This window comes from Planktothrix serta PCC 8927 (assembly GCF_900010725.2).
Taxonomy (GTDB): domain Bacteria; phylum Cyanobacteriota; class Cyanobacteriia; order Cyanobacteriales; family Microcoleaceae; genus Planktothrix; species Planktothrix serta.
Genome location: NZ_LR734835.1, coordinates 31,994 through 54,529 on the forward strand (window position 1 = coordinate 31,994; position 22,536 = coordinate 54,529).

Annotated in this window: 20 protein-coding genes; 9 read left to right on the forward strand and 11 right to left on the reverse strand. The window is 40.4% G+C overall.

The features are described 5' to 3' along the window. The first annotated feature begins 177 nt into the window (after positions 1-177). Positions 178-711: a photosystem I reaction center subunit XI gene (locus PL8927_RS04025; protein ID WP_156093089.1), complete on the forward strand. Its 534-nt coding sequence runs from the start codon at positions 178-180 to the stop codon at positions 709-711. A 128-nt stretch (positions 712-839) separates the two neighbouring features. On the opposite strand, the gene PL8927_RS04030 is transcribed toward PL8927_RS04025, so the two are convergent. Next, positions 840-2,384: a hypothetical protein gene (locus tag PL8927_RS04030; protein ID WP_083617876.1), complete on the reverse strand. Its 1,545-nt coding sequence runs from the start codon at positions 2,382-2,384 to the stop codon at positions 840-842. 441 nt (positions 2,385-2,825) lie between these two features. On the opposite strand from PL8927_RS04030, the gene PL8927_RS04035 reads away from it, so the two are divergent. Further along, positions 2,826-3,269, forward strand: a complete 444-nt coding sequence (locus tag PL8927_RS04035) for a retroviral-like aspartic protease family protein (protein WP_083617878.1) — start codon at positions 2,826-2,828, stop codon at positions 3,267-3,269. A 569-nt stretch (positions 3,270-3,838) separates the two neighbouring features. Here the strand turns inward: PL8927_RS04035 and PL8927_RS04040 are convergent. Both PL8927_RS04040 and rimI read right to left on the reverse strand, forming a co-directional pair. Then, entirely contained in the window at positions 3,839-6,316 is a 2,478-nt protein-coding gene (locus PL8927_RS04040) for an ATP-dependent Clp protease ATP-binding subunit (protein ID WP_083617880.1), read from the reverse strand. Positions 6,317-6,836: 520 nt separating this feature from the next. Beyond that, entirely contained in the window at positions 6,837-7,436 is a 600-nt protein-coding gene (gene rimI / locus PL8927_RS04045; RefSeq protein WP_083617882.1) for a ribosomal protein S18-alanine N-acetyltransferase, read from the reverse strand. A gap of 183 nt (positions 7,437-7,619) precedes the next feature. On the opposite strand from rimI, the gene lysA reads away from it, so the two are divergent. The 3 genes from lysA to PL8927_RS04060 are packed head-to-tail and all read left to right on the forward strand — an operon-like array spanning position 7,620 to position 10,696. Then, positions 7,620-9,014 carry a diaminopimelate decarboxylase gene (gene lysA, locus PL8927_RS04050; protein WP_083617884.1) on the forward strand — a complete coding sequence of 465 codons (1,395 nt, stop codon included), beginning with the start codon at positions 7,620-7,622 and terminating at the stop codon, positions 9,012-9,014. A gap of 36 nt (positions 9,015-9,050) precedes the next feature. Then, positions 9,051-9,950, forward strand: coding sequence for a diadenylate cyclase CdaA (cdaA, locus tag PL8927_RS04055; RefSeq protein WP_083617886.1), 900 nt, complete (start codon positions 9,051-9,053; stop codon positions 9,948-9,950). Continuing rightward, positions 9,947-10,696 (forward strand): isoprenyl transferase, encoded by a 750-nt coding sequence (locus PL8927_RS04060; RefSeq protein ID WP_083617888.1) that lies wholly within the window; start codon positions 9,947-9,949, stop codon positions 10,694-10,696. The genes cdaA and PL8927_RS04060 overlap by 4 nt, the downstream gene beginning before the upstream one ends. Positions 10,697-10,904: 208 nt before the next feature. Here PL8927_RS04060 and PL8927_RS04065 read toward each other — a convergent pair whose 3' ends face one another. The 4 genes from PL8927_RS04065 to gor all read right to left on the reverse strand — a co-directional run bounded on the left by PL8927_RS04065 (position 10,905) and on the right by gor (position 14,266). Next, positions 10,905-11,177, reverse strand: coding sequence for a DUF3143 domain-containing protein (locus PL8927_RS04065; protein ID WP_083617890.1), 273 nt, complete (start codon positions 11,175-11,177; stop codon positions 10,905-10,907). A 28-nt stretch (positions 11,178-11,205) separates the two neighbouring features. Next, positions 11,206-11,772, reverse strand: coding sequence for a J domain-containing protein (locus PL8927_RS04070; RefSeq protein WP_156093090.1), 567 nt, complete (start codon positions 11,770-11,772; stop codon positions 11,206-11,208). Positions 11,773-12,025: 253 nt separating this feature from the next. Further along, positions 12,026-12,730 (reverse strand): pentapeptide repeat-containing protein, encoded by a 705-nt coding sequence (locus PL8927_RS04075; protein ID WP_083617894.1) that lies wholly within the window; start codon positions 12,728-12,730, stop codon positions 12,026-12,028. Positions 12,731-12,919: 189 nt separating this feature from the next. Continuing rightward, the gene (gor, locus tag PL8927_RS04080; protein WP_083617896.1) at positions 12,920-14,266 is read right to left on the reverse strand and encodes a glutathione-disulfide reductase; all 1,347 of its coding nucleotides are present in this window, start codon (positions 14,264-14,266) and stop codon (positions 12,920-12,922) included. 137 nt (positions 14,267-14,403) lie between these two features. Here gor and PL8927_RS04085 point away from each other — a divergent pair, with 137 nt between their 5' ends. Next, on the forward strand, positions 14,404-15,324 hold the full coding sequence (locus tag PL8927_RS04085) for a calcium-binding protein (protein WP_083617898.1): 921 nt from the start codon (positions 14,404-14,406) through the stop codon (positions 15,322-15,324). Positions 15,325-15,425: 101 nt separating this feature from the next. After that, positions 15,426-15,770, forward strand: a complete 345-nt coding sequence (locus tag PL8927_RS04090) for a hypothetical protein (RefSeq protein WP_156093091.1) — start codon at positions 15,426-15,428, stop codon at positions 15,768-15,770. Between the two features lie 229 nt (positions 15,771-15,999). On the opposite strand, the gene PL8927_RS04095 is transcribed toward PL8927_RS04090, so the two are convergent. From PL8927_RS04095 to PL8927_RS29075, 3 genes are all read right to left on the reverse strand, one after another. Then, the gene (locus PL8927_RS04095) at positions 16,000-16,779 is read right to left on the reverse strand and encodes an amino acid ABC transporter ATP-binding protein (RefSeq protein WP_083617902.1); all 780 of its coding nucleotides are present in this window, start codon (positions 16,777-16,779) and stop codon (positions 16,000-16,002) included. A 185-nt stretch (positions 16,780-16,964) separates the two neighbouring features. Beyond that, complete coding sequence (locus PL8927_RS04100) at positions 16,965-17,843, reverse strand: NAD(P)-dependent oxidoreductase (protein WP_083617904.1); 879 nt, start codon at positions 17,841-17,843, stop codon at positions 16,965-16,967. A 4-nt stretch (positions 17,844-17,847) separates the two neighbouring features. After that, a complete protein-coding gene (locus tag PL8927_RS29075; protein WP_083617906.1) occupies positions 17,848-18,153 on the reverse strand; it encodes a zinc ribbon domain-containing protein in 306 nt (101 codons plus the stop codon). A gap of 132 nt (positions 18,154-18,285) precedes the next feature. On the opposite strand from PL8927_RS29075, the gene PL8927_RS04110 reads away from it, so the two are divergent. Then, positions 18,286-19,650, forward strand: a complete 1,365-nt coding sequence (locus tag PL8927_RS04110) for a hypothetical protein (RefSeq protein ID WP_083617908.1) — start codon at positions 18,286-18,288, stop codon at positions 19,648-19,650. 74 nt (positions 19,651-19,724) lie between these two features. Here PL8927_RS04110 and tatC read toward each other — a convergent pair whose 3' ends face one another. Further along, positions 19,725-20,567: a twin-arginine translocase subunit TatC gene (tatC, locus tag PL8927_RS04115; protein WP_456319735.1), complete on the reverse strand. Its 843-nt coding sequence runs from the start codon at positions 20,565-20,567 to the stop codon at positions 19,725-19,727. Between the two features lie 438 nt (positions 20,568-21,005). Here tatC and PL8927_RS04120 point away from each other — a divergent pair, with 438 nt between their 5' ends. Continuing rightward, positions 21,006-22,508: a CHAT domain-containing protein gene (locus PL8927_RS04120; RefSeq protein WP_231505904.1), complete on the forward strand. Its 1,503-nt coding sequence runs from the start codon at positions 21,006-21,008 to the stop codon at positions 22,506-22,508. The last annotated feature ends 28 nt before the right edge of the window (positions 22,509-22,536 follow it).

The window sequence follows — 22,536 nt, forward strand, 5'->3', positions numbered from 1 at the left end:
ACCGCTCTGGAACCCGCGATCGCTTAATCAGGTCAAAACCTCAGTATAATGCTTTTTTCTTTGCTCAACCTATAACTCAAGAGAGATTATTTTATATAGCTTCTGGAAGATGAATTAAGGGGTAAATTCCTTTAAATTGGGTTTAGGTTATCCTATAAAATTACGGAATCAAAGATTATGGTTCAAATCGTAGAAAATATTCAACGTTCTAATGATCGCCCTGGTGATCCTCGCAACCGTGAAGTGGTTCATGCACCCTATGATGATCCGCAAATTGGTAATTTAGCAACTCCCATTAATTCTTCTGCGTTTACCAAAGCCTATATTAATAATTTACCTGCCTATCGTAAAGGTTTATCGCCACAACGTCGGGGGTTAGAAGTAGGTTTAGCTCATGGTTATTGGTTATTAGGGCCCTTTGTCAGCTTTAATCCTTTACGAGATACAGCAGTGGGTTTAATGGCGGGATTATTTGCCACGATTAGTATCGTTTTAATTTCCACCTTTGCGATTTCTTTATATGCGGCGAGTGACCCACCGGAACCCCTAGCAACGATTACTACACCTAAACCTCCTGAAGCGTTAAAAACATCTGAAGGATGGCATGAATATGCAGGAGGATTTTTAGTAGGTGGTGTTGGTGGTGCTTTGGTTGCTTATGCAATTTTAGCGAATTTGGATGTGTTTAGAACCATTTTTAATATTTTATAAAGCAGTAACGGGAGCCGAGCCAATATTGATCTTCAATAGAATATTGCTCACTCCCGATTTCTTGATTTCATCTTTCAGATTTTAACCGTTTAGGGTTATTCTTTACAGATAATTTGGAAACTCAAATTTCAACCTAAAGTAAACGGGCTTCTATATCCTACTGACGGAGGTTGAATAACTTGTAAATTCAGATCTGCACCCGCTTCAAGACGGACAATTGTATCCCCGTTTTTGGAAATTACTAAATCCTTACCCACTGGAGAGATTTGATAATCTTCCAGTTGACCGATTAATTGAATGGTATCTCCTTGACTTTGATTAAAATTACGAATTGTAGCTTCACCCAAACCGAGATAAAATTCAAAAATTGTATTAATAGGAATCTTACCAACGATATAAAAATCTGCGAAAATAAAATTATCTGCGCCTTCACTTCCGATCAACGTATCAAATTCATTTTCTCCGTTACTTAAATAACGATAAGCATAAGTATATTCAGTGAGAACTCCAATAATGTCTTTTTCTCCTACACCAAAAGCGGTGACGGTATCATTTCCTTGCGTCCCCATAAATGCTGTAGAACGACTGGGTTCAAACTGTCCAAATTTTTGATAATGTTCTAATCCTGTGCTAAAAGCACCCGCTTCTACAGCGACTAAAACATCAGGATTTCTATGTAAATAAAATGATTCTCCAAAATCACCGATTGTTGTCACTATACTAGATTTAATCCATTCAACAATCGGATAATTGGTAGGAAAGTCAGCCCCATCTTTAATCACAACTTCTACGGTAGGTGCAAAGCGTTCTCTGATTAACAAATCTGCACTTCCATCATCCCATTGCGTATGACTACTGATTAATCCACCTAACTGAATTGTATCTTGAGTTGGATCTAAATTAATGATAGTTGTTGGGCTAGAAAACCAAGATTTAAAAGAAGAACCCTCATCTCCAAGAATAAATTGATCAGAACCCAATCCCCCAATTAAAGTATCTTGTTGATCCACAGGATTTTGATTTTTATCTCGTTCATAAACCCGTTTTCCTGTCCCATCTAAACTTAAGGGAATTCCGGTTATTTCAACAGTTCCTACTCCCAAACCTTGAACAGTATCAGTTCCATTTGTCCCCATAAAGATAGCGGAGCGACTGGGTTCAAACTGACCTACTTTCAAATAGTGATCAAACCCCGTTTTGAAGTTTCCTTGAGCCACTGCTAAGTTAACATCAGGGTTTTTCTGTAAATATTCAGGTTCAAAAAAATGGGTAGCTAAACGATTTTCTGTTTGTCCAAATTGTAGAAAGTGTTGTAAACCCGATTTAAACGTGCTATTCTGAATAAAAGCAACCAGATCAGGATAGCGTTTTAAATAATAATCTTCGCTATAAGAAGGGGAAATATTTGTCCGTCCTTCTTCATAACCAAACTGGATAAAATGAGAAAGTCCTGAAGGAATTAGACCTCCTGCGACCCCGTTAGCAACATCAGGATTATTAGCTAGATAATAACTTTCATCAAAATAACGAGAAACTTCTGTTAATTTTTGTTGCCCCATTCCGATTTTTTGAAAGTGATCTAATCCCGAAGTAAATTGTCCTGATTCAATGGCTGTTTTGACCCAAGGATATTGGATCAAATAGTAATTTTCATCAAAAATTTCAAAATTCATGATAATTCTTCTCCTTCATCTAGGATTTGTTAAATAAAACTTAGCTAATCAATAATTAATTATTAATTTTTATCTATCTTTCTTAATTATAGACTGATCTAATAGTTTGATGATAATATTAATTTTTCTTAACTTTTAAATCTTTTTTTTATTTTTATCGTATATTTAACTTGAGTTCGACAAGTTAAATATACGATATATACGCACCGGGCGATGTGCACGTTGAGAGCGTTCCCGACCCATGGCTCCAGGTTTAACAGGCGAACCGCTCAATGCTTTATCAAATGTTGCTTTTTTGATTGCAGCTTTGGCTATATTAAATTTAGCCCGTCATTAACGCTCATATTGCAGAAACTGGGTTTCTTGATCCCACGCGATCGCTGTCAAAAGAAGTTACAATTAAAAGACGCAATAACTCCAACTCTTAAGTAGGAGAAAAATATGCAAATTCAAAGCAACAATGAAATAGGAAAAGTTTTCGCTACTCTAACAATTACTAACCGCGCCGACCAAATTCTAGCGGAGGCTGGGGTTAAATCAGAAGACCAAATACGCTCAATTACCCTCAAAAATGTATTAGTAGACACGGGTGCAACTACCCTATGTTTACCACAAGATGCGATCGCCAAACTGGGGCTAAAACTCCTGAAAGAAGTGGACGTAGCCACCGCCATGGGTATTGGTAAAGCCCGAATTTTCCAAGATGCCAAAATATCAATGTTTGAGCGGGAAGGAACCTTCGAGTGCTTAGAATTACCAGGAGGTAAAGATGCTCTTTTAGGAGTTATACCTTTAGAAGCTTTGGGGTTAGAAATCGACTTAAAAAATCAAACCTTGAAGGCGTTACCCATCAGTCCAACAGAAACTTATTTAACGATTTTATAGCAGAAGAAAAAGGAAGGAGGAAGGAATTAAGAACGTTCTAACATCTGCTGCGACTGCTATATCAACCAATTTTATGAAATCCAATTATAAACGCTACAGATCCCCCATAGCCCCCGGTGTAGAGACTAAGCATGGCTAGTCTCTACACCGGGGAATATGTAGCAAACATTTAAGCATTTCATATAGCAGTCCTAAATAGGTTGTAATATTTTATCGTAGGGGTGATGTCCCTCCCATCGGTGTCAACTTAAGGCTAAAAGCCTGGAAATAAATTTCAGGCTCAAAGCTAAAACCCGTTAAAACGGGTTAATGAAGAATGATCTTAGTCATCTTTAGATGACTTCAGCTTTTAGCCCGAACTTTAGTTCAGGGCTAACGTGGGTTAAGTTGACACCAATGTGTCCCTCCAAACCCAGGCGCAAAGAGGGTTTGGAGGGACATCACCCCTACAGAATTTTTTCATAAATCATTTAGGATTGCTATATTATACTTTAATAGATAAAATTTTAATAAAAAAAGCCCCTCGATTGTTGGGCGAGGGGTTTAAGAAAAGATAGAATTAAACTGAATTAAGACTCAGCGCCTTGAGGTAATAATTCTCGGCTGGTGGGACTTTGGAACACCACCACTTGACCGCTTTCATCCACATCAACCACCGCAGTATCCCCTTCTTTGATCCGTCCAGACAGAATTTCTTCTGCTAAACTATCTTCGAGTAACCGCATAATGGCTCGACGCAGAGGACGCGCCCCGTAACTGGGGTTGTAACCCTCTTCTACTAACCGCTCTTTGAATTTCTCCGTCACTTCCAAGGTAATGCCTTTTTCGATCAAGCGTCCGAAGACTTCTTTTAACATGATCACAGCAATTTCCTTGACTTCTTCCTTGTTCAACTGACGGAAGACAATAATTTCATCCAAACGGTTGAGGAACTCAGGACGGAAGTATTGTTTAAGTTCTTCATTCACTAAGTTGCGAATACGGTTATATTGGGCATCGTTTTCATTTTCAGAGAACTCGAACCCTAAACCACCGCCACCTTTTTCGATCACCTTCGATCCAATATTAGACGTCATAATGATCAAGGTATTCTTGAAGTCCACCGTCCGACCTTTCGCATCGGTCAAACGACCATCTTCTAAGATTTGCAGCAACATATTGAAGACGTCGGGGTGAGCTTTTTCAATTTCATCAAATAGCACCACCGTATAAGGACGCCGACGCACCGCTTCCGTCAGTTGTCCGCCTTCGTTGTAGCCCACATAACCCGGAGGCGACCCAATTAACTTAGAAACCGTGTGACGTTCCATGTATTCCGACATATCCAAGCGGATCATCGCCTCTTCTGATCCGAAGAAATAGGCCGCTAACGCCTTGGTTAATTCAGTTTTACCCACCCCAGTCGGCCCAGAGAAGATAAAACTAGCGATGGGTCGGTTGGGGTTCTTCAGACCCACCCGGGCGCGACGAATAGCACGAGACACGGCTTTAACAGCTTCATCCTGACCAATTAACCGTTGATGCAGGGTTCCTTCCATGTTCAGCAGTTTCTCGGACTCAGACTCGGTGAGTTTGTTCACCGGAACTCCTGTCCAACTGGCGACAATTTGGGCAATGTCTTCTTCGGTGACAATGGGGCTATCGTCTTCGCTGCGGGTGGTTTCGGCTTTCTTGGTTTGACTAATAGAACGAATTTGCGATTTAATTTCCATTTCCCGATCGCGCAATTCTCCAGCCCGATCAAAGTCTTGGGAACGTACCGCCTCGTCTTTTTCTTTAAGAACTTGGCGCAGTTCTTTGTCCAATTCCTTCGCTGCTGGAGGGAGTTGAGAATTGATTAAACGCACCCGCGAACCCGCTTCATCCATTAAGTCAATGGCTTTATCCGGTAAATAGCGATCGCTAATATACCGATCCGAGAGTTTAGCCGCAGCTTCTAAAGCTTCATCGGAAATTTTCAGTTTATGGTGTTGCTCATAACGTTCGCGCAACCCAAACAGAATTTCAATCGTTTCGGAAACAGAAGGTTCACCCACCATCACAGGTTGGAACCGACGTTCTAAAGCCGCATCTCGTTCAATGTGTTTGCGATATTCATCTAAGGTCGTCGCCCCGATGCACTGTAACTCACCCCGTGCTAAAGCAGGTTTGAGAATATTCGCCGCATCGATCGCCCCTTCGGCTGCACCCGCGCCGATCAGGGTATGAACTTCATCAATAACCAGGATGACATTACCCGCAGACCGGATCTCATCCATGATTTTTTTCAGACGTTCTTCAAATTCCCCCCGATATTTGGTTCCCGCCACCAACAAACCAATATCTAAGGTAACAACCCGTTTTTCTTCTAAAATATCGGGAATATCATTAGTGGCAATGCGTTGGGCTAACCCTTCAGCAATAGCGGTTTTACCGACCCCCGGTTCCCCAATTAACACCGGGTTATTTTTAGTCCGCCGACCGAGAATTTGGATCACCCGTTCAATTTCTTTTTGGCGACCGACCACCGGATCGAGTTTGCCTTCGGCGGCCATTTGGGTTAAATTTGATCCAAACTCATCTAAGGTTGGGGTCTTGGTGCGGCTATTACTACCTCCGGCGGCAACTTCAGCCGTTTCACCCAACATCCGAATCACTTGAGTCCGAACTTTCGAGAGGTCAACCCCCAAGTTTTCTAAGACTCTAGCCGCCACCCCTTCCCCTTCGCGGATCAAACCGAGGAGAAGGTGTTCCGTGCCAATATAGTTATGTCCGAGTTGGCGAGCTTCTTCCAGGGACAGTTCCAGGACTCGCTTGGCGCGAGGGGTAAAGGGGATCTCGACGGCGACAAACCCCGAACCTCGACCAATGATTTTTTCCACCTCGATCCGAGCATCTTTGAGATTGACTCCCATTGATTTCAGGACTTTGGCTGCAACGCCTGTCCCTTCCCCGATCAGACCCAGGAGGATCTGTTCGGTTCCCACAAAGTTATGCCCCAGGCGACGTGCTTCCTCCTGGGCTAACATGATGACTTTAATGGCTTTTTCTGTGAAGCGTTCAAACATGGCTAATTCCCATCACCTGCTGCTTACCCGTTACGCTAATTTTAGCGTGAGACTTATAACTTCCGACAAATTAAAAAGTTGGCTAAAAAATGAAAGGGTTCATTTTTGCGCTTTAATTTCTCGTGCTCGTGAGATTCTAGGTTGGCGTTGCTGGGTCTCCTTCAACTGGGAATATTTGCCCAACTTGGAATTGACCTACAACTTACCCTAGAGATTACATAAAATTGATTTTGCAGGATATTTCCTGGAATTTGAGCGTTTTTTATCAGGTTAGACACAACAACTGACTCAAGGGCGAGTCCAAATCCCGATTCCTCCTCTGGAAAAGCCAAGATCAGGATAGGGATCAAGACTTGGATAGACACAGCTTACTCTAAATTGAATTTTCATTCTGTATAGAGGTTGTCTCTCTGCAAGCCTCAACTGTGTTGTGGCTAATAGAATCACTTTCGATTTTACTGATGGATTCTAGCACAATGCTCTGAGAATCGTGGCACAGGCAACATAAGCTGTTAACCTGTCAACCTGTCAACCTCAAACAAATCTCTTGATACCAGTCCTGAAGATTTTGGCAAAAATGGGAGTGATGGAGATCTCCTCGCCACAGAATTAAGGCATCTTCTCCGGTATCTTGGTAATAGCCTTTACGACGTCCGGCTTCTTTAAAGCCAAATTTTTTGTATAAGTTAATTGCAGGTTGATTAGAAACTTTAACCTCTAGGGTGGCGCGTTCTAGTTTCCGTTTCCAAGCTGATACTAATAATTGAAATAATAGCGCCTGACCTAACCCTTTTCCTTGATAATCTGGATCAATTGCTAAAATTGTGATATGTGCTTCTTCTAAGATTGCCCATAAACACCCAATTCCGATAATTTCATTACCCGAACTCCCCGGATTTTTTAACTCTATTTTAGGTAATTTTAATTCTTCTAGGATCGGTTGTGAATTTTCGGTTTCATTAACTTTTTTCCAAATGATTAAATCACTATTAGGACTATCAATTTCTCGTTGATATCCCTCTATTGTCCAAAGTCCTCCTAAACAGCGTTGATCAAGTTCGACAACCGCAGAAAGTTGATCATCAGTTAAAACTTGTAATTCTAAATATTGTTTTCCCATTTATCCTATAATCTTCTGATTCCGATTAGACCCTAGATTAATTGATGATTAAACGTTCTGAATCCTGAGCCAATCTAATCTTAATACATTCCTCAAGAATTGCCATTTCGCTCCTACAACTGGTAAGGGAGGACAACTTTACGGTAAAATCTGATCAATAGAAGTGTTAATATAGTATTTCCTGTGCAAAATTCTGGACTGCAATACCTATCGGCATCAACGGATGCCACTGAAACGCGATCGCCTAATCAACACCTACTGCCTCTGACGGCGAAAGTCAATCAGCAGGATCACTTAGAAATTGGCGGTTGTGACGTTACCGCATTAGTTGAACAATTTGGCACACCCCTTTATATTGTCGATGAAACCACCCTGCGAACGGCTTGTCAGCAATACCGGGATGCCTTAAAACGCTATTATCCGGGTGAGTCTTTAGTCTTGTATGCCTCCAAAGCCTGGAATTGTTTAGCGATTTGTGCGATTGTTGCTTCTGAAGGGTTAGGAATTGATGTGGTATCGGGAGGCGAACTTTATACCGCCCTACAAGCGGGAGTTCCACCGGAGAAAACCTACTTACATGGTAATAATAAATCCTTAGAAGAAATTCAATTAGCAATTGAAAGCGGGTGTACAGTTGTTGCAGATAATTGGTTAGATTTACACACTCTCGCTCAACTCAGTCAACAGTCTATTGTTGATCATCCTATTCCGGTGATGATTCGGTTTACCCCTGGAATTGAATGTCATACCCATGAATATATCCGCACCGGACATTTAGATAGTAAATTTGGTTTTGATCCCGGTCAACTGGATGAAGTGTTTCAATTTATTAGCCAACAACCGGGTTTAGCTTGTATTGGAGTTCATGCTCATATTGGCTCCCAAATCTTTGAATTGCAACCCCATAATGATTTGGGTTCAGTTATTATTGATACATTAACCAAAGCCAATCAACTCGGTTTAAATATCTCAGAAGTTAATATTGGTGGCGGTTTAGGGATTTGCTATACGGAGTCAGACGATCCCCCAAGTATCGAAGATTGGGTAAAAATTGTTACTGAATCCGTGATCAAAGCCTGTGAACAGAAACAATATCCCCTACCGAAATTATTATGTGAACCGGGACGGTCTTTGATTGGCTCTAGCTGTGTCACCGCTTATACTGTAGGTTCTCAAAAACAAGTCCCTGGAATTCGGACGTATATTGCTGTAGATGGGGGGATGTCCGATAATCCCCGTCCGATTACCTATCAGTCCTTGTACCGAGTGGTATTGGCAAATCAAATGTCTGCACCCATAACCGAACAGGTGACTATTGCAGGAAAACATTGTGAATCTGGGGATATTTTAATTAAGGATGCTCAACTTCCGAAAGTTGAATCTGGGGATATTCTCGTAGTTATGGCAACAGGAGCCTACAATTATAGTATGGCATCTAACTATAACCGACTGTCTAAACCTGCGGCAGTTTTAGTTAATAATGGCGATGCTAATGTCATTATTGAACGAGAATCTTACCAAGATTTAATCCGAAAAGATCGACTTCCAGAACGATTAACCGTCAACATTAACCTCTAAAATTTGATAACGATTCGATGAATACGGCACCTATTCATGACTAAACAAGGAATTCCTCCCTGGTTGATTCAAAGTCTTGATATCGGATTAGTTTTTGCCGTCGCTTATGTGGTGTTAGTCATCATTGGAGAACGTCGTACTTTGTGGATGGTACGAGGATTTATTATTCTAATGTTGGCAACGGCTATTAGTAACTGGGCTAATTTGAGGTTATTGTATGTTGCCCTCAATAGTTTAGTTACTGGGTCTGCTGTAGCGATGGCAGTTATGTTACAGTCGGAATTCCGCCAATTTTTAGAACAGTTGGGTCGGGGAGAAGTTTCACAACTGTTTGGTCAAGGTCGCCGTGTAATTCCAGAACCCGATGGGGTAATTGATCAAATTGTAGAAGCGGTTAAAGAACTTTCGCAAAACCGGACAGGCGCATTAATTATTATTGAAACGGCCAGCCCCATTGATGAACGGGATTTTTCTGTTCCGGGGGTTAAACTGAATGCAGAAGTCTCCAGAGAACTGTTACAAACGATTTTTCAACCCAAAACCCTGTTACATGATGGGGCGGTGTTAATTCGCGCGTCTCGAATTGCGGCGGCGGGGGTAATTTTACCGTTATCTGAACGAATGGCGTCTCGACAATTGGGAACTCGCCATCGGGCGGCCATGGGAATTACGGAACGGGTGGCAAAATGTATGTGTATTGTAGTGTCAGAAGAAACGGGTTCGATTTCTCTGGCCGAGAAAGGGGTTCTCAATCGACCCTTAACTAGCAGTAAACTGAAAGAGCTATTAGAAGCTCGGTCTTGGACATCCAATGATGACCGAACTGCTGCTTCAATTTCGATTACCCATTGGGGAAACCGCATTGGTTCCCAAGGATGGGCTTTAGTGTCTCGCCTATTCCGTCCTCGATCCAAAGCTTCTCGGGAGAAAAAATGAGTGCCAAGACAAGGGTTATATATGAATTACCCGCAGATTTAGACCAAAGCCGTTTGCCTAAACACATTGCTGTGATTATGGATGGCAATGGTCGTTGGGCGAAACGTCGGGGTTTACCGCGAACTATGGGCCATCGTCGGGGAGTGGATGCCCTCAAAGAAGCTTTACGCTGTTGTCGAGATTGGGGCGTGCAAGCACTAACAGCCTATGCCTTTTCTACAGAAAATTGGGGCCGTCCGTTAGAAGAAGTCGATTTTTTAATGGCATTATTTGAGCGTGTTTTAATGCGAGAACTGCGAGAAATGATGGAAGAAGAAGTGCGAATTCAGTTTGTGGGAAATTTAACCGCACTTCCCAAGTCTCTACAGAAACAAATAGAATATTCAATGGAGGAAACGAAAACTAATAAGGGTATTCTATTTACTATTGCTACAAATTATGGCGGACGACAAGAAATTTTAAGCGCTTGTCGAAAGATTGCAACTCAAGTTAAACAAGGATTAATTCAACCGGAAGATATTGATGAAACTTTGTTTGAACAACATTTATATACGGCAGGAATGTGTCACCCGGATTTGTTAATTCGCACCAGTGGAGAATTACGAATTAGTAATTTTTTATTATGGCAACTTGCCTATGCAGAAATTTATGTAACTGATACGCTCTGGCCTGATTTTGATCATACAGAATTACATCTCGCGTTATCTTCCTATCAAAAACGGGAACGAAGATTCGGTAAAGTTTAAATCAGTGATCACGGATTTGGACGGATTAAAGGATTTCACGGATTAAATCAACAGTTAACAGTTGACTGTTAACTGTGAACAATTATAGCAGTTGCCAAGGCAGTTAGGACATAGACTAATGCTAAAACCGTGCACAGAGAACTCTTTTCCTGGCTGTTCCCTGTTCCCTGTTCCCTGTTCCCTGTTCCCTGTTCCCTGCTATAACTGATTATGGCCCGCCGAAAATCGCGGCTTCGAGATCTTGACGAGACAGGGAATATTTAAAGGAACGTTGAATATCTTGGCCGTGGGTTGCTGCACCAATATAACGCACGGTAATTTGGTCAACTTCTAACCACAAATCTGCTGTCCAATTGGGGTTTTCAATACGCCAATAATGAAGCTCTTTACTATCTTGTTCCCCCCCATGAGAACGCAACCAGTTTTCAATATCAGGTAAGGGATGATTATATAAAGGTGTATCGGAACTAGGCAAGGTCATAAAAAAGAGATAGGAGAACAAATTTATCCTAGATGTTGATTATAGCAGTTTTTACTAATCCCAAGAAATCAATGTTTGAAAATATTAAAAATCCTAGAGGTTGAATAGATTCTCCAACACCCCCGGAACGAGTTAAACCGATAAAAATAGCTAACAATAAACATCCTATTAAACTAACCCCCATCAGAAATAATGCAAAAATCTCTCCGGCGGAAAGGGGACGATCTGTAGGGTCTAAATAAGCAGAGGAATTAGGAGAACGATTTGTTTTAGAATAGGGTTGATTAAAATTAGTCGGAACCTGAATGACATGATATCGAGAATAGCCGATTTTGAGATCATAAGATTGACGCCGTTCTGGGTTGCTTAAGGTGGCGTAAGCTTCATTGAGTTTTTGAAATTTGGCCGTGGCGATCGCTTTTGATAATGTGGTTGTATCAGGATGGTAAAGTTTACTCAATTCCCGATAGGCGCGGCGAATTTCTATGGGGGTAGCACTAGGATGAAGTCCTAACAGCGTGTAATAGCTAGAACTCAGCGCCGGATGGTTTTCGGGTTGGGGTTGCTGTTGGGATGAAGTTTCTGGGGAAGTCACGGCTATTTACTCGACATCACATAAACAGTTCTTTTATTATATGGGATACTGAAGACAGGAAACAGAAAATTAGAAAATGAGTAGAGACATTATGGGAAATGCCTCTACAAAACCTTGGGATTAGAACTATTATTTAGTATAAACAGAGTATTATTTATTATTTGTTAACAGGGAAAAAAATGATTAGGATTTTCTTCCCTGATTTGGGTAATTTTGGCTGAACTAGAACAGAATTGCTGCTCATAGATTAGGATTAAAAATCAACTTTTAACAGATCTGTTCCTGATGGGTTAACATCTCCCCTCATACCATCATTAAAGGTCGTTGTTTTGCGTAAAAACGGATCAGAATCAATCGCTTGTGATGAATTTAAGGTCGGATTAACCGTTTGATCCAGATATTCTTGGCTATATTCAAAAGGTTCATCCAATTCTGGCCCCCCTACAGGGAAAGTTAACCGAGAATCAAGACCTACACCCATTTCAGGTATTCCTAAATCATCGGCTGATCCTTTGGGAAGTTCAGCAGTTTGTACCGTTGGAATTGCAAATTCAGATCCGGTTAAATCCGCATTCAAAAGATTTGCACCGTCTAATTGAGCTTGAACTAAATTCGCATCGGTTAAATTTGCAGCCGTCAGGTTAGCATGATTAAATTCAACTTGATTTAAAAACGCACCTTCTAAGTTTGCTGCGGTTAAGTTCGCACCTTTTAAATCTGCACCTTCTAAATTCGCATTTGCTAAATTTGCACCTGCAAGATTAGCATCTCGTAAATCTACACCAATCAAATGAGCACCGCTTAAATTAGCTCCTCTCAAATCACACCCTTGACAGAACCGGGTTTCTAATAATTGTTTCAGATCATTAGGGTTCTGAGAATAGGCTGGAGTCGTAACTCCCAAACCAAGTAGAAGCACTGTGGCGGTTCCAAACATTGCTGTGGATAGGATTTTCATAACTTTATCCTCCAATAGCTGCCACCTAAAAACTACACCTGATAGTTTTCTGATTCCTATTATAAGCCAATTCAACGGCTGAATACTTCAACCATTAGGAAGATTTAATAAACAGTTGACCGTTGACTGTTGACTGTTGACCGTTGACTGTTGATTATTACCTATTCCTCACTGATAACTGATAACTGATTATCTGAGGGTAACGAATTCTTCACCACTGGTAGGATGAATTCCCATTGTGTTATCGAAGTCTTTTTTAGTGGCTCCCATATTCACAGCGATCGCAATTCCTTGAATTAATTCTGCGGCATCTTTTCCGACTGTATGAGCGCCTAAAATCCGATCCGTATTGATTTCAACAATTAATTTAATGAAGACCTTTTCTTCTGAGCCTGTGAAACTATGAAACATCGGACGAAAGCGAGCGGTATAACATTTAATATTATCGCCAAATTTTTCTCGCGCTTGGGTTTCTGTTAATCCCACCGTTGCAGCTTCCGGGTTAGAAAATACAGCCGTTGCAATATTTTCATGGGTAATAAATCGAGGTTGATGACCGAATTCTGTATCCGCAAATGCTCGTCCTTCGGCGATCGCAACGGGGGTTAAATTCATCCGGTCGGTACAATCTCCCACTGCAAAAATATTAGGCTGATTCGTGCGACTATCAAGACTAACTTTAATGGCTCCTTTCCCATTCAATTCAATTCCGGCATTTTCTAACATTAATCCTGCTAAATTAGGTTTGCGACCTGTAGCGCAAAGCAGGGCATCAACTATTAAAGGTTCTGAGTCTTCCCCACTCAAAAATAACTGTAATCCTTCTTCAGTTTTTTCTATTTTTTCAATCACTTTTTGGGTTATAAAATTAATCCCATGACTCGCCATTCCCCCTTGAATATTGCTGCAAATATCTTCATCAAAGCCATGTAAAATCAAATCTCGGCGAATAATTTGGGTAACTTCACTGCCTAATCCTTTGAGAATACTAGCAAATTCAACTCCAATATAACCGCCTCCCCAAACCGCAAACCGTTTTGGTTGTTCAGGAAGTAAAAACATTTCACGCGAGGTAATACTATGTTCAATTCCGGGAATATTGGGTTTAAACGCTTCTCCGCCAACAGCAATTAAAATCTTATCGGCGGTAATTGTGCGATCGCCCACTTCTACCGTATGAGGATCAATAAATTTAGCATAACCAGAAATGAGTTCAACTCCGGCTTTTTCCAAGAAACTAATATGCAGTTGACTTAAGCGTCTAACTTCGGTATCAACAGATGTAATTAATTTATTCCAATCAAATTCGGGTTCAACTTCTCCCCATCCATAACCTTGAGCATATTGGTACATATAAGAAAATTGGGAAGCATAAACCATCAATTTTTTAGGGACACAACCGCGAATTACACAAGTTCCACCGACTAAATCATATTCGGCGATCGCAACTTTTGCCCCATAAGATGCCGCTCGTTTTGAAGAGGCTAATCCCCCTGAACCTGCACCAATCACAAACAAATCATAATCATAACTCATAATTCTATAGCCTCTTTGATTGCCACTTCAATATTAATCGATTGAATTGATTTTAAACTCTATTTTAAGCCGATGTTGGAACTTCCTTAGCTGTGGGGAATTCTAAAAATAATGATTATCTCAGGTAAAATAATTCTATGCAACCCATCCCATCGGAAACAAGATCTGTTAGTATCCCAGAACCGAGACTGACAGAACAACTCAGTAATATTCCTGTAATTTCTCAACCCCTAACCCCGTCTGATCCAGTATCGGGATTATTTTTATTAACGGAAAATGCCGATACCGTTGAAATTGCACCCGGAGTTTTAGGGGTTAACCCTGTGGCGATCTCCAAATATCCTAACGGGTTAGCCGCCTTGGGAGGAAATGATTATGTGTTAGGCTCCACAGACCCCGAACAAATGGTCGGAAATCAGGGTCAAGATACTCTCGATGGTCAGGAGGGAGATGATACCCTGCGGGGGGGTCAAGAGTTTGACGTCATTTATGGGGGTACAGGGAATGATTTGCTTAACGGAAATTTAGATAATGATTATCTCTATGGAAATGAAGATAATGATTTGCTTCGAGGCGGTCAAGGGGACGATGCGTTAGTCGGAGAAGCCGGAAACGATACCCTCATCGGTGATCTGGGGGTTGACCGTCTCTGGGGGGGTGAAGGTGTGGATGTGTTTGTATTGCGTACCGATACCGTCACCCCGCCACCGTCAGACTGTGGTTGTGGTGGAGTGGACAATCTGGACACGATTACCTCTGATTTTATTCTCGATTACAATAGCAGCCAAGGGGATGTAATTGGGTTAACAGCAGGCTTAACAGTTAATGATATTGTGTTAACGCAACAAACCCTAACCTATGGCGATCTTCGAGATTATGATAGTAGTGGCCCCTACCCGCCCGGTGAAATTAGAACCCTGGATTTTCAAATTGAATCAGCATCCGTAACGGTGATTACAATAGCAGACACAGGAAATGTTTTGGGTTTAGTTAAAGGGGTTGCGCCTGCACAACTTCAATTTGTCTCCGTTGGAGATAATCTGTTAGGACAGGGATAAATTACTGTTTTGTTGGAGTTGTTCTATTCTCAGCCAATTCTAACAAAAACTTCTAAAATTGAAAGCGGTTTCCTAATCCATCTCTAAAAATATTTATCTCAATGTTGAGTTCTTTTTATTTCCGTTGTTTCCAGCCTCTAATTGTGTTAGCGCTTGGTGCTGGTTTTTTGATTCCGATTCATCCGGCTTTATCCTTAACAAATAAGCAAGCACAAGCATTTCGGAGAGAATACATGAAAGGCTGTTTGGAAGGAGTGAGTCAATCAGGTCTTGATCCGACAAAAGGGGAAAAGTATTGTCGTTGTACTTTGAATAATTTGCTGAGACTTCCTGATGAAAAATTGCGGTCTTTAGGAAGGTTAACTGAACAACAAATTATGCAAGATGCAGCGATTCAAAATGCGATTAGCAGTTGTTTATCTACTTATACTAAACCCCGTCAATAGTTGAGGATATTAAGCCGAAAACCTCTGATTATAGCCAAGATTAGATCCCCCTAAATCCCCCTTTTTAAGGGGGACTTAAAGAATAAGAAATTCCAGTTCCCCCCTTTTTAAGGGGGGTTAGGGGGGATCATAACCTTAACTATTCTGATTTTAATAACGAGGATATATTTTAGGGGTTTAGAATATAATTATTGTGGAGACGCAAAATTTTACATCTCCACACCAAAAATTAAAGAATTTGAGATAGAAACTTTTGAGTTCGTTCTTCTTGAGGATTATTAAAAAATTCTTCTGGTGTTCCTTCTTCGACTAAAATTCCATCGGCCATTAACACAATTCTATCGGCTACTTCTCGCGCAAATCCGACTTCATGGGTGACACAAACCATTGTCATTCCCGACTCCGCTAAAGTTCGCATCACATCTAAAACCTCTCGCACCATTTCCGGGTCTAAAGCAGAAGTAGGTTCATCAAATAACATAATTTTAGGCTGCATCGCTAACGCTCTAGCGATCGCAACTCGTTGTTGTTGACCGCCAGATAATTGACCGGGATATTTTTTCGCCTGTTCTAAAATTCCCACCCGTTCTAATAATTGTAATGCCACTTCTTCCGCTTTGGCTTGCGGCCAACGTCTTACCCAAATTGGGGCTAAAGTGATATTTTGTAAAATACTTAAATGGGGAAATAAATTAAACTGTTGAAACACCATTCCCACTTCTTTACGAATTTCTTCAATATTTTTTAAATCATGGGATAAATTAATCCCATCAATCACAATACTGCCTTGTTGAAATTCTTCTAAAGCATTAAATGTCCGAATAAAGGTTGATTTTCCTGAACCCGATGGCCCCATAATCACCACAACTTCTCCCCGTTTAACAGAAAGGCTAACCCCTCTGAGAACGTGGAAATTATTGCTGTACCATTTCTGTACATCGGTCGCCAGAATTGCATAATCTTCTGTTGTCGCTTGAACTGAGTTGGTATTGGGTTGTATTTGTGTCATGATGTTGAGTAGGGGTCAGTGGTCAACAGTGGATTCAGTGTGTTATCTATTGTACGATCTCGATTGCTTCCAATCCTATCATGTCAAAAATAAACCGATCAAAAATTGGGTCTCGGCTGGGCTAATCTTGATCCGGTGTTACCCGATCAATTCAAAATTTTTCATCCTGTAATCAATATCGCTATTTATTCTCCTTCTTTATAAGCTCGAATCATTGCTTGTGTTCCTTGATTTCCGCCTAATCCTTGATCTAATTCTTGGACAATTTTAAATAATTTATCGGCTAATTCTGTACCGGGTAAACCGGGATCAGAATTGAGAGTTTCTTGAACAATTCTCAGGTCTTTTAAGATATGTTTAATCATAAAACCAGGTTCAAAATCACCGTGAGCGACTTTTAAACCTAAATTCGATAACGCCCAAGATCCGGCGGCTCCGGTGCTACAAATTTTAACGACTAAATTGGGATCAATGCCTTGTTTTTCAGCTAATAACAGGGCTTCACAAATGCCAACCATATTTAAAGAACAGAGAATTTGATTACAGAGTTTAACGGCTTGACCACTGCCCACTTTGCCACAATACCGGATATTTTTACCCATTGTTTCTAATATCGGTTTAGAGGTTTCAAATATTGTTTCATCTCCACCGACCATAATGGTTAATGTGCCGTTTTTCGCTCCAACATCACCCCCAGAAACGGGAGCATCTAAAAATTGAATTTCAGCCAGTTCAAGCTGTTGAGAAATGCGACGGGCGGCTTCTGAACCTATGGTACTAAAATCAATAATAATAGCCCCTGGTTTAGCAAAATGAATTATTCCTTTTTCGCCTAATATCACGGCTTCAACATCAGGAATATCGCTAACACAGGTACAAATAATATCAATATCTGTAACCGCTTCTTGAATAGAATGAACGATATTAGCCCCCGCTTCTAATGCTATTTTAACACCAGGGCGATCGCTCGTTCGATTCCAAGCGTTAACAGAATATCCTGCTTTGGCGAGGTTGGCGCTCATGAAACCACCCATCACCCCTAAACCTAAAAATGCTGTTTTCATTGTTCTATTTTATAGCAGGGAACATCGGATCTGGGAACACCGGAGGAACAAACAGGGGGGAACTGTCCCTAACCTTGCTATTCTGTTTGGGGGTTAATAGGGCAAACTTGTCTGTCTCAAATTCCGACGGTTTGCTATTGTAGGATTGAGGATGTAAGATTTGGGGTTTATTGACCGATACCGAGTTCGTGAGCAAAGTGCCGCATTCAATACAGAATTTTGCTCGCTGAGAATTATCGAATCCACAACTAGGACAAATCTTATCCATTGTTGTTTCATAATTTGTAGCTAGAATTGGGATTTTGCTCATTTTCAACCTCTGTTGGAGCTTAAACTCGGTTTCAATCTTAATTTAGGGGGTTAGACTTCTGGTCTCATTAAAACTAAAGGCATAATAAGATATCAATAAATTAAGTTCAGTATATAAGGTGTATAGGTAAATATGGGTTTTGAACAAAATTACAACAAACAGTGCTTAGAAAAGCTGATCTGGGCTATGCAGAAGCTTGAAATTGATTGTGACGAGACAGAACTGCCTAAAATAGCGGAACTGATTGTACAAACGATGACCGGGCCTTGGCGCTATTTTCACACCCCGAATCATATTTTTGAGGTAGGGGGAGAGGATGATCCGATTGAAGTTTTAGCCGCCCTATTTCATGATGTTGTCTATGTGCAGGTGGATCAGAGTGTTAATTTTAATTTAACCTACTATATAGCACCTTTTATTCGGCAAGTTGGAGAACATTTACTGATCCGTGATTCGGAAGACTTACCGCCCGATCAAAGTTTTGAAATGGTTAGACAAATCTTTGATTTTGCTCCGGGTCAAACTCTGTCTCCGATGAGTGGACAAAATGAATTTTTGAGTGGATTAGTGGCAAGCAAAGTATTAGAACCGTTGTTACCTTTAGAGCTATTGGTGCAAATAGTGGCTTGTATTGAAGCAACTATTCCCTTTCGCACAAAAACGGAATTAGGAAGCAATAGCGATATTTTATATCAACGGTTAAAAGAGGTTTATGGGACATTTAACCTGAAATTAACCGATGAGGAATTAATTGAAACAGTGAAACGTTCTGTGAGACTTTCTAATCGAGATGTGGGGAGTTTTGCCCATATTAGTGCAGCTAAATTTTTAGATAATACCTGGAATTTATTACCCGAAACCAATCATTATCTGAAAAATTCTAGTTCCTATACAATTAATCAATATCGGACAGCATTGCAAAAAATGGAAGGGTTTATGAATTTTATTAAACCCGAAATTATTTTTCATCATTTCCAAGGATATCCTGATGATCTCACCTATAAAGAGTTAGTTTCCAGAGCTAGAAGAAATATTGAGGTGGGGCGATTATATTTGGCAAGTAAGTTATTTACAATTGCGTTTTTAGAGGCGTTATCATTACGATTTGGGCGAGTAATTCCGGTTTCAACCTTGATGGGTGAAATGCCTACAGAGGGATTTTCAGCTATTTCGATCGCGGATTTTCTTCCCCCAAACCCGAACCCTCACCAACCCCAAACGGAATTAGAACAACTGGTTTTGACCTTATTAGATGAAGGGCGAACTCAAAGCTCATCCTATGATATTAAAAATTCTCCCTTAACTACTTATATGGTTAAATGTTTAGGGTTTGATGAAATTGTCCATCAACGCAACCGCGCCCAAGAATTTTTTCAAGATAAAATTACTCATGAAGAATTTTTAGCCGGTTGTGATGCTGATGTTAAAAAAGCGGTTACTAATGGAATTGTTCAATTATTTGATTCTCGCAAAACAGCCCTTTGTCAATCGTTATAAGAGGGAACAGGGAACAGGGAACAGGGAACAGGGAATAGGGAATAGGGAATAGGGAATAGGGCTTTATTTTTTATTTATTTTGAGTAATGTTCTGAGGTATTTTCAATCAGTTTAACAATGCCAATTCCGCCAAAATAAAGCCCTAATATAGCCCCTGCTAATAAACTTTGGGTTAAGGGGTCAGTTGAGGGTGTTAATACTGCACCTAATACGGCTCCTGCTAAGATAACGTATCGCCAACCGGATAACATTTTCTCAGAAGATACAATTTTTAAAGCTCCTAATATGGCTTGAATTACAGGAATTTGAAAGGCTATTCCGGTACAAAATAATAAAACTAAAACAAATTCAAAGTATTTTTCAATAGAAAAGAACTGTTCAACTACATCCGCCCCATAACTAATAAAAAAGTTCAACGCCGCCGGAATTAACGCCACATAAGCAAAGCCTAAACCTAATAGAAATAAAACACTAGAACCTAATACGACTGGCCCTAATAAACGCCGTTCTCTGCGAGTTAAACCCGGTAAAACAAACAGGGTAATTTGATATAAAATAAACGGAGTAGCCACAACTAATCCACTGTAACCCGCAACTTTTAAGGAAACAAAGAAATATTCTCCGGGGGCTAGTTGGACAAATTTAATCGCCCCGGCTGGACGTTGTAATAGTTGTACAATTGGATTAACAAATGCAAAGCAGCCAATAATCGCAATAAATACCGCAATTAGAGAATAAAAAATCCGTTGTCTTAATTCTTCCAAATGGTCGAATAAACCCATTTCCACTTCATCAGGAATTTCATCAAAAAACTCGTCTTTTAAATCTTCTGTCTGATTAAAATTAGATTTTTGAGGATTATAATATTCAAGCTGAGATAAATCCTGTTGCGGAACATCAACGGGAGAATCTATAATTGGTGTATTTTCATCCTCTGTTGTTAAAGTAACAGATTCATCTAATACAGGTTCTAAACCCGATAATTCTCCTTCCTCAGAAACATTAACCTCCTGGGAAATTTCCTCAAGAATTGCGTTCTGTTCCTCCTCAACAGATGAAACAACATTAACATTTTCATCCGTTTGAGGTGAAAAAGGCTGATTTGAGTTAGATTCCGGTGTCTCTAAATTTGAGGAAGACGTCATAATTACAAGTGAGCGTTTAGACTAAAGTTTAAGACTCCCCGCTCTAAAAAAACGGGGATATTTGAGGACTGATGATGAATTTTTAGCAAACGTTTATTCTACTTCAGAATTTAAGCGTTAGATTAGATTGAATAACCACCAGGCTAAAACTGAGATCAGGAACAGGATTGATCTTAATCCCCCTCCCCTCCAATTTTCTACTTCAATCTTATGAAAAGAATACAACGTTATCCTCTGCTATTTTTAGACATTTTAAAGCATCTGGGTTGTAATTTGACGAGAAACCGGGTTTACAAACGAATGCGGCGAACCCTTCCCATTGTCCTCTTCGGTTTGGTGGTGATGGGACTATCGACCTCCGGGGCGAGTTTCGGGGAGTTGTCCGTGAGTCCCCCAGTTCTAAGCGAACCCGCCCCGACTGTCCCCAGGGAAATTACTCGCAGTATCAACGGTAACAATCCCATCACCACGATGGAGAAAAAATGGGAATTAGACTATGAAACCTATTTTGGTCGAAATTTAACCGATAGCGAACTTCAGGCTCCTGATATTGCCAAAATTTTAACTCAAATTAGCCAAAAAACCCAAACAAAACCTGCTGTTCTCTGGGTAGTTCCTGAACCCGAAGGATTAGTTTTAGCCTTAGTTACCCCTGGAAAAGAACCTTTAGGTCTAATCCAACCCAATGTGATCACAGAAAATTTAAAAGCTGAGGTGATCAATTTATATCAAGAAATCACCAATCCTCGAAAATTACAAAGTCGTTCTTATTTAGAACCGGCTCAACGACTTTATAATCAGATTATTAAGCCCATTGAAGCCCAATTAGAAGCCGAAAATATTGATACAATATTATTTTGTTTAGGTCAGGGATTACGAACTCTCCCCCTAGCGGTTTTACAGGATGGAGAACGTTTTTTAATTGAAAAATATGCCCTAACTCGGATTCCGGCTTTTAATCTGATGAATCTAAATTATGAAACGGTAAAAAATGCTGCTGTCTTAGCAATGGGAGCCTCAGAATTTAAAAATCAAAATCCCTTACCTGCGGTTCCTTTTGAGTTATCTACTATTGTCAACTCTGATGGGATGAATGGAAACATCACTCTTCCGATTACAAATCTGGAGAATTCGCCCCAGTGGGAAGGACAATCTTTTCTCAATCAAGGGTTTACTGTCGATAATTTAAAACGTCTGTTAAGCCTCAGTCCCTATAGAATTGTTCATCTGGCGACCCATGCGGAATTTAAACCCGGAAAACCCGGAAATTCCTATATACAATTTTGGAATGAGCAGCTAAAATTAGATCAAATGGGTCAGTTTAATTGGAAAAATCCCCCGATTGAATTATTAGTTTTAAGCGCTTGTAAAACGGCTGTTGGGGATAAAGATGCGGAATTAGGATTTGCAGGATTAGCCTTTCAGTCGGGAGTAAAAACGGCTTTAGCGAGTTTATGGTATGTCAGCGACACAGGAACTTTAGCCTTAATGAGTGAGTTTTATCAACAGTTAAAAACCACTTCTACCAAAGCACAAGCTTTACAACAAACTCAAATTCAGATGTTAAAAGGTGATGTCCGTTTACAACAGGGAGAATTATTATTATCACGCGGTGAAATTTCTTTACCCCCGGAAATTGCATCAGAGGGAACCGATAATCTTTCCCATCCTTATTATTGGGGAGCATTTACATTAATTGGCAGTCCTTGGTAGGGTTAAGAGGAAACAATATAAAGCGGAA

Excerpts from the sequence above, each read along its gene's own strand:
- PL8927_RS04085 (WP_083617898.1), top strand. The coding sequence starts at position 14,404 with ATGCAACCCATCCCATCGGAAACAAGATCTGTTAGTATCCCAGAACCG.
- PL8927_RS04095 (WP_083617902.1), bottom strand. The coding sequence starts at position 16,779 with ATGACACAAATACAACCCAATACCAACTCAGTTCAAGCGACAACAGAA.
- PL8927_RS04025 (WP_156093089.1), top strand. The coding sequence starts at position 178 with ATGGTTCAAATCGTAGAAAATATTCAACGTTCTAATGATCGCCCTGGT.
- PL8927_RS04060 (WP_083617888.1), top strand. The coding sequence starts at position 9,947 with ATGAGTGCCAAGACAAGGGTTATATATGAATTACCCGCAGATTTAGAC.
- PL8927_RS04075 (WP_083617894.1), bottom strand. The coding sequence starts at position 12,730 with ATGAAAATCCTATCCACAGCAATGTTTGGAACCGCCACAGTGCTTCTA.
- PL8927_RS04090 (WP_156093091.1), top strand. The coding sequence starts at position 15,426 with ATGTTGAGTTCTTTTTATTTCCGTTGTTTCCAGCCTCTAATTGTGTTA.
- PL8927_RS04035 (WP_083617878.1), top strand. The coding sequence starts at position 2,826 with ATGCAAATTCAAAGCAACAATGAAATAGGAAAAGTTTTCGCTACTCTA.
- PL8927_RS04100 (WP_083617904.1), bottom strand. The coding sequence starts at position 17,843 with ATGAAAACAGCATTTTTAGGTTTAGGGGTGATGGGTGGTTTCATGAGC.
- PL8927_RS04065 (WP_083617890.1), bottom strand. The coding sequence starts at position 11,177 with ATGACCTTGCCTAGTTCCGATACACCTTTATATAATCATCCCTTACCT.
- PL8927_RS04110 (WP_083617908.1), top strand. The coding sequence starts at position 18,286 with ATGGGTTTTGAACAAAATTACAACAAACAGTGCTTAGAAAAGCTGATC.
- cdaA (WP_083617886.1), top strand. The coding sequence starts at position 9,051 with ATGACTAAACAAGGAATTCCTCCCTGGTTGATTCAAAGTCTTGATATC.
- PL8927_RS04030 (WP_083617876.1), bottom strand. The coding sequence starts at position 2,384 with ATGAATTTTGAAATTTTTGATGAAAATTACTATTTGATCCAATATCCT.
- PL8927_RS04120 (WP_231505904.1), top strand. The coding sequence starts at position 21,006 with ATGAAAAGAATACAACGTTATCCTCTGCTATTTTTAGACATTTTAAAG.
- rimI (WP_083617882.1), bottom strand. The coding sequence starts at position 7,436 with ATGGGAAAACAATATTTAGAATTACAAGTTTTAACTGATGATCAACTT.
- PL8927_RS29075 (WP_083617906.1), bottom strand. The coding sequence starts at position 18,153 with ATGAGCAAAATCCCAATTCTAGCTACAAATTATGAAACAACAATGGAT.
- gor (WP_083617896.1), bottom strand. The coding sequence starts at position 14,266 with ATGAGTTATGATTATGATTTGTTTGTGATTGGTGCAGGTTCAGGGGGA.
- PL8927_RS04040 (WP_083617880.1), bottom strand. The coding sequence starts at position 6,316 with ATGTTTGAACGCTTCACAGAAAAAGCCATTAAAGTCATCATGTTAGCC.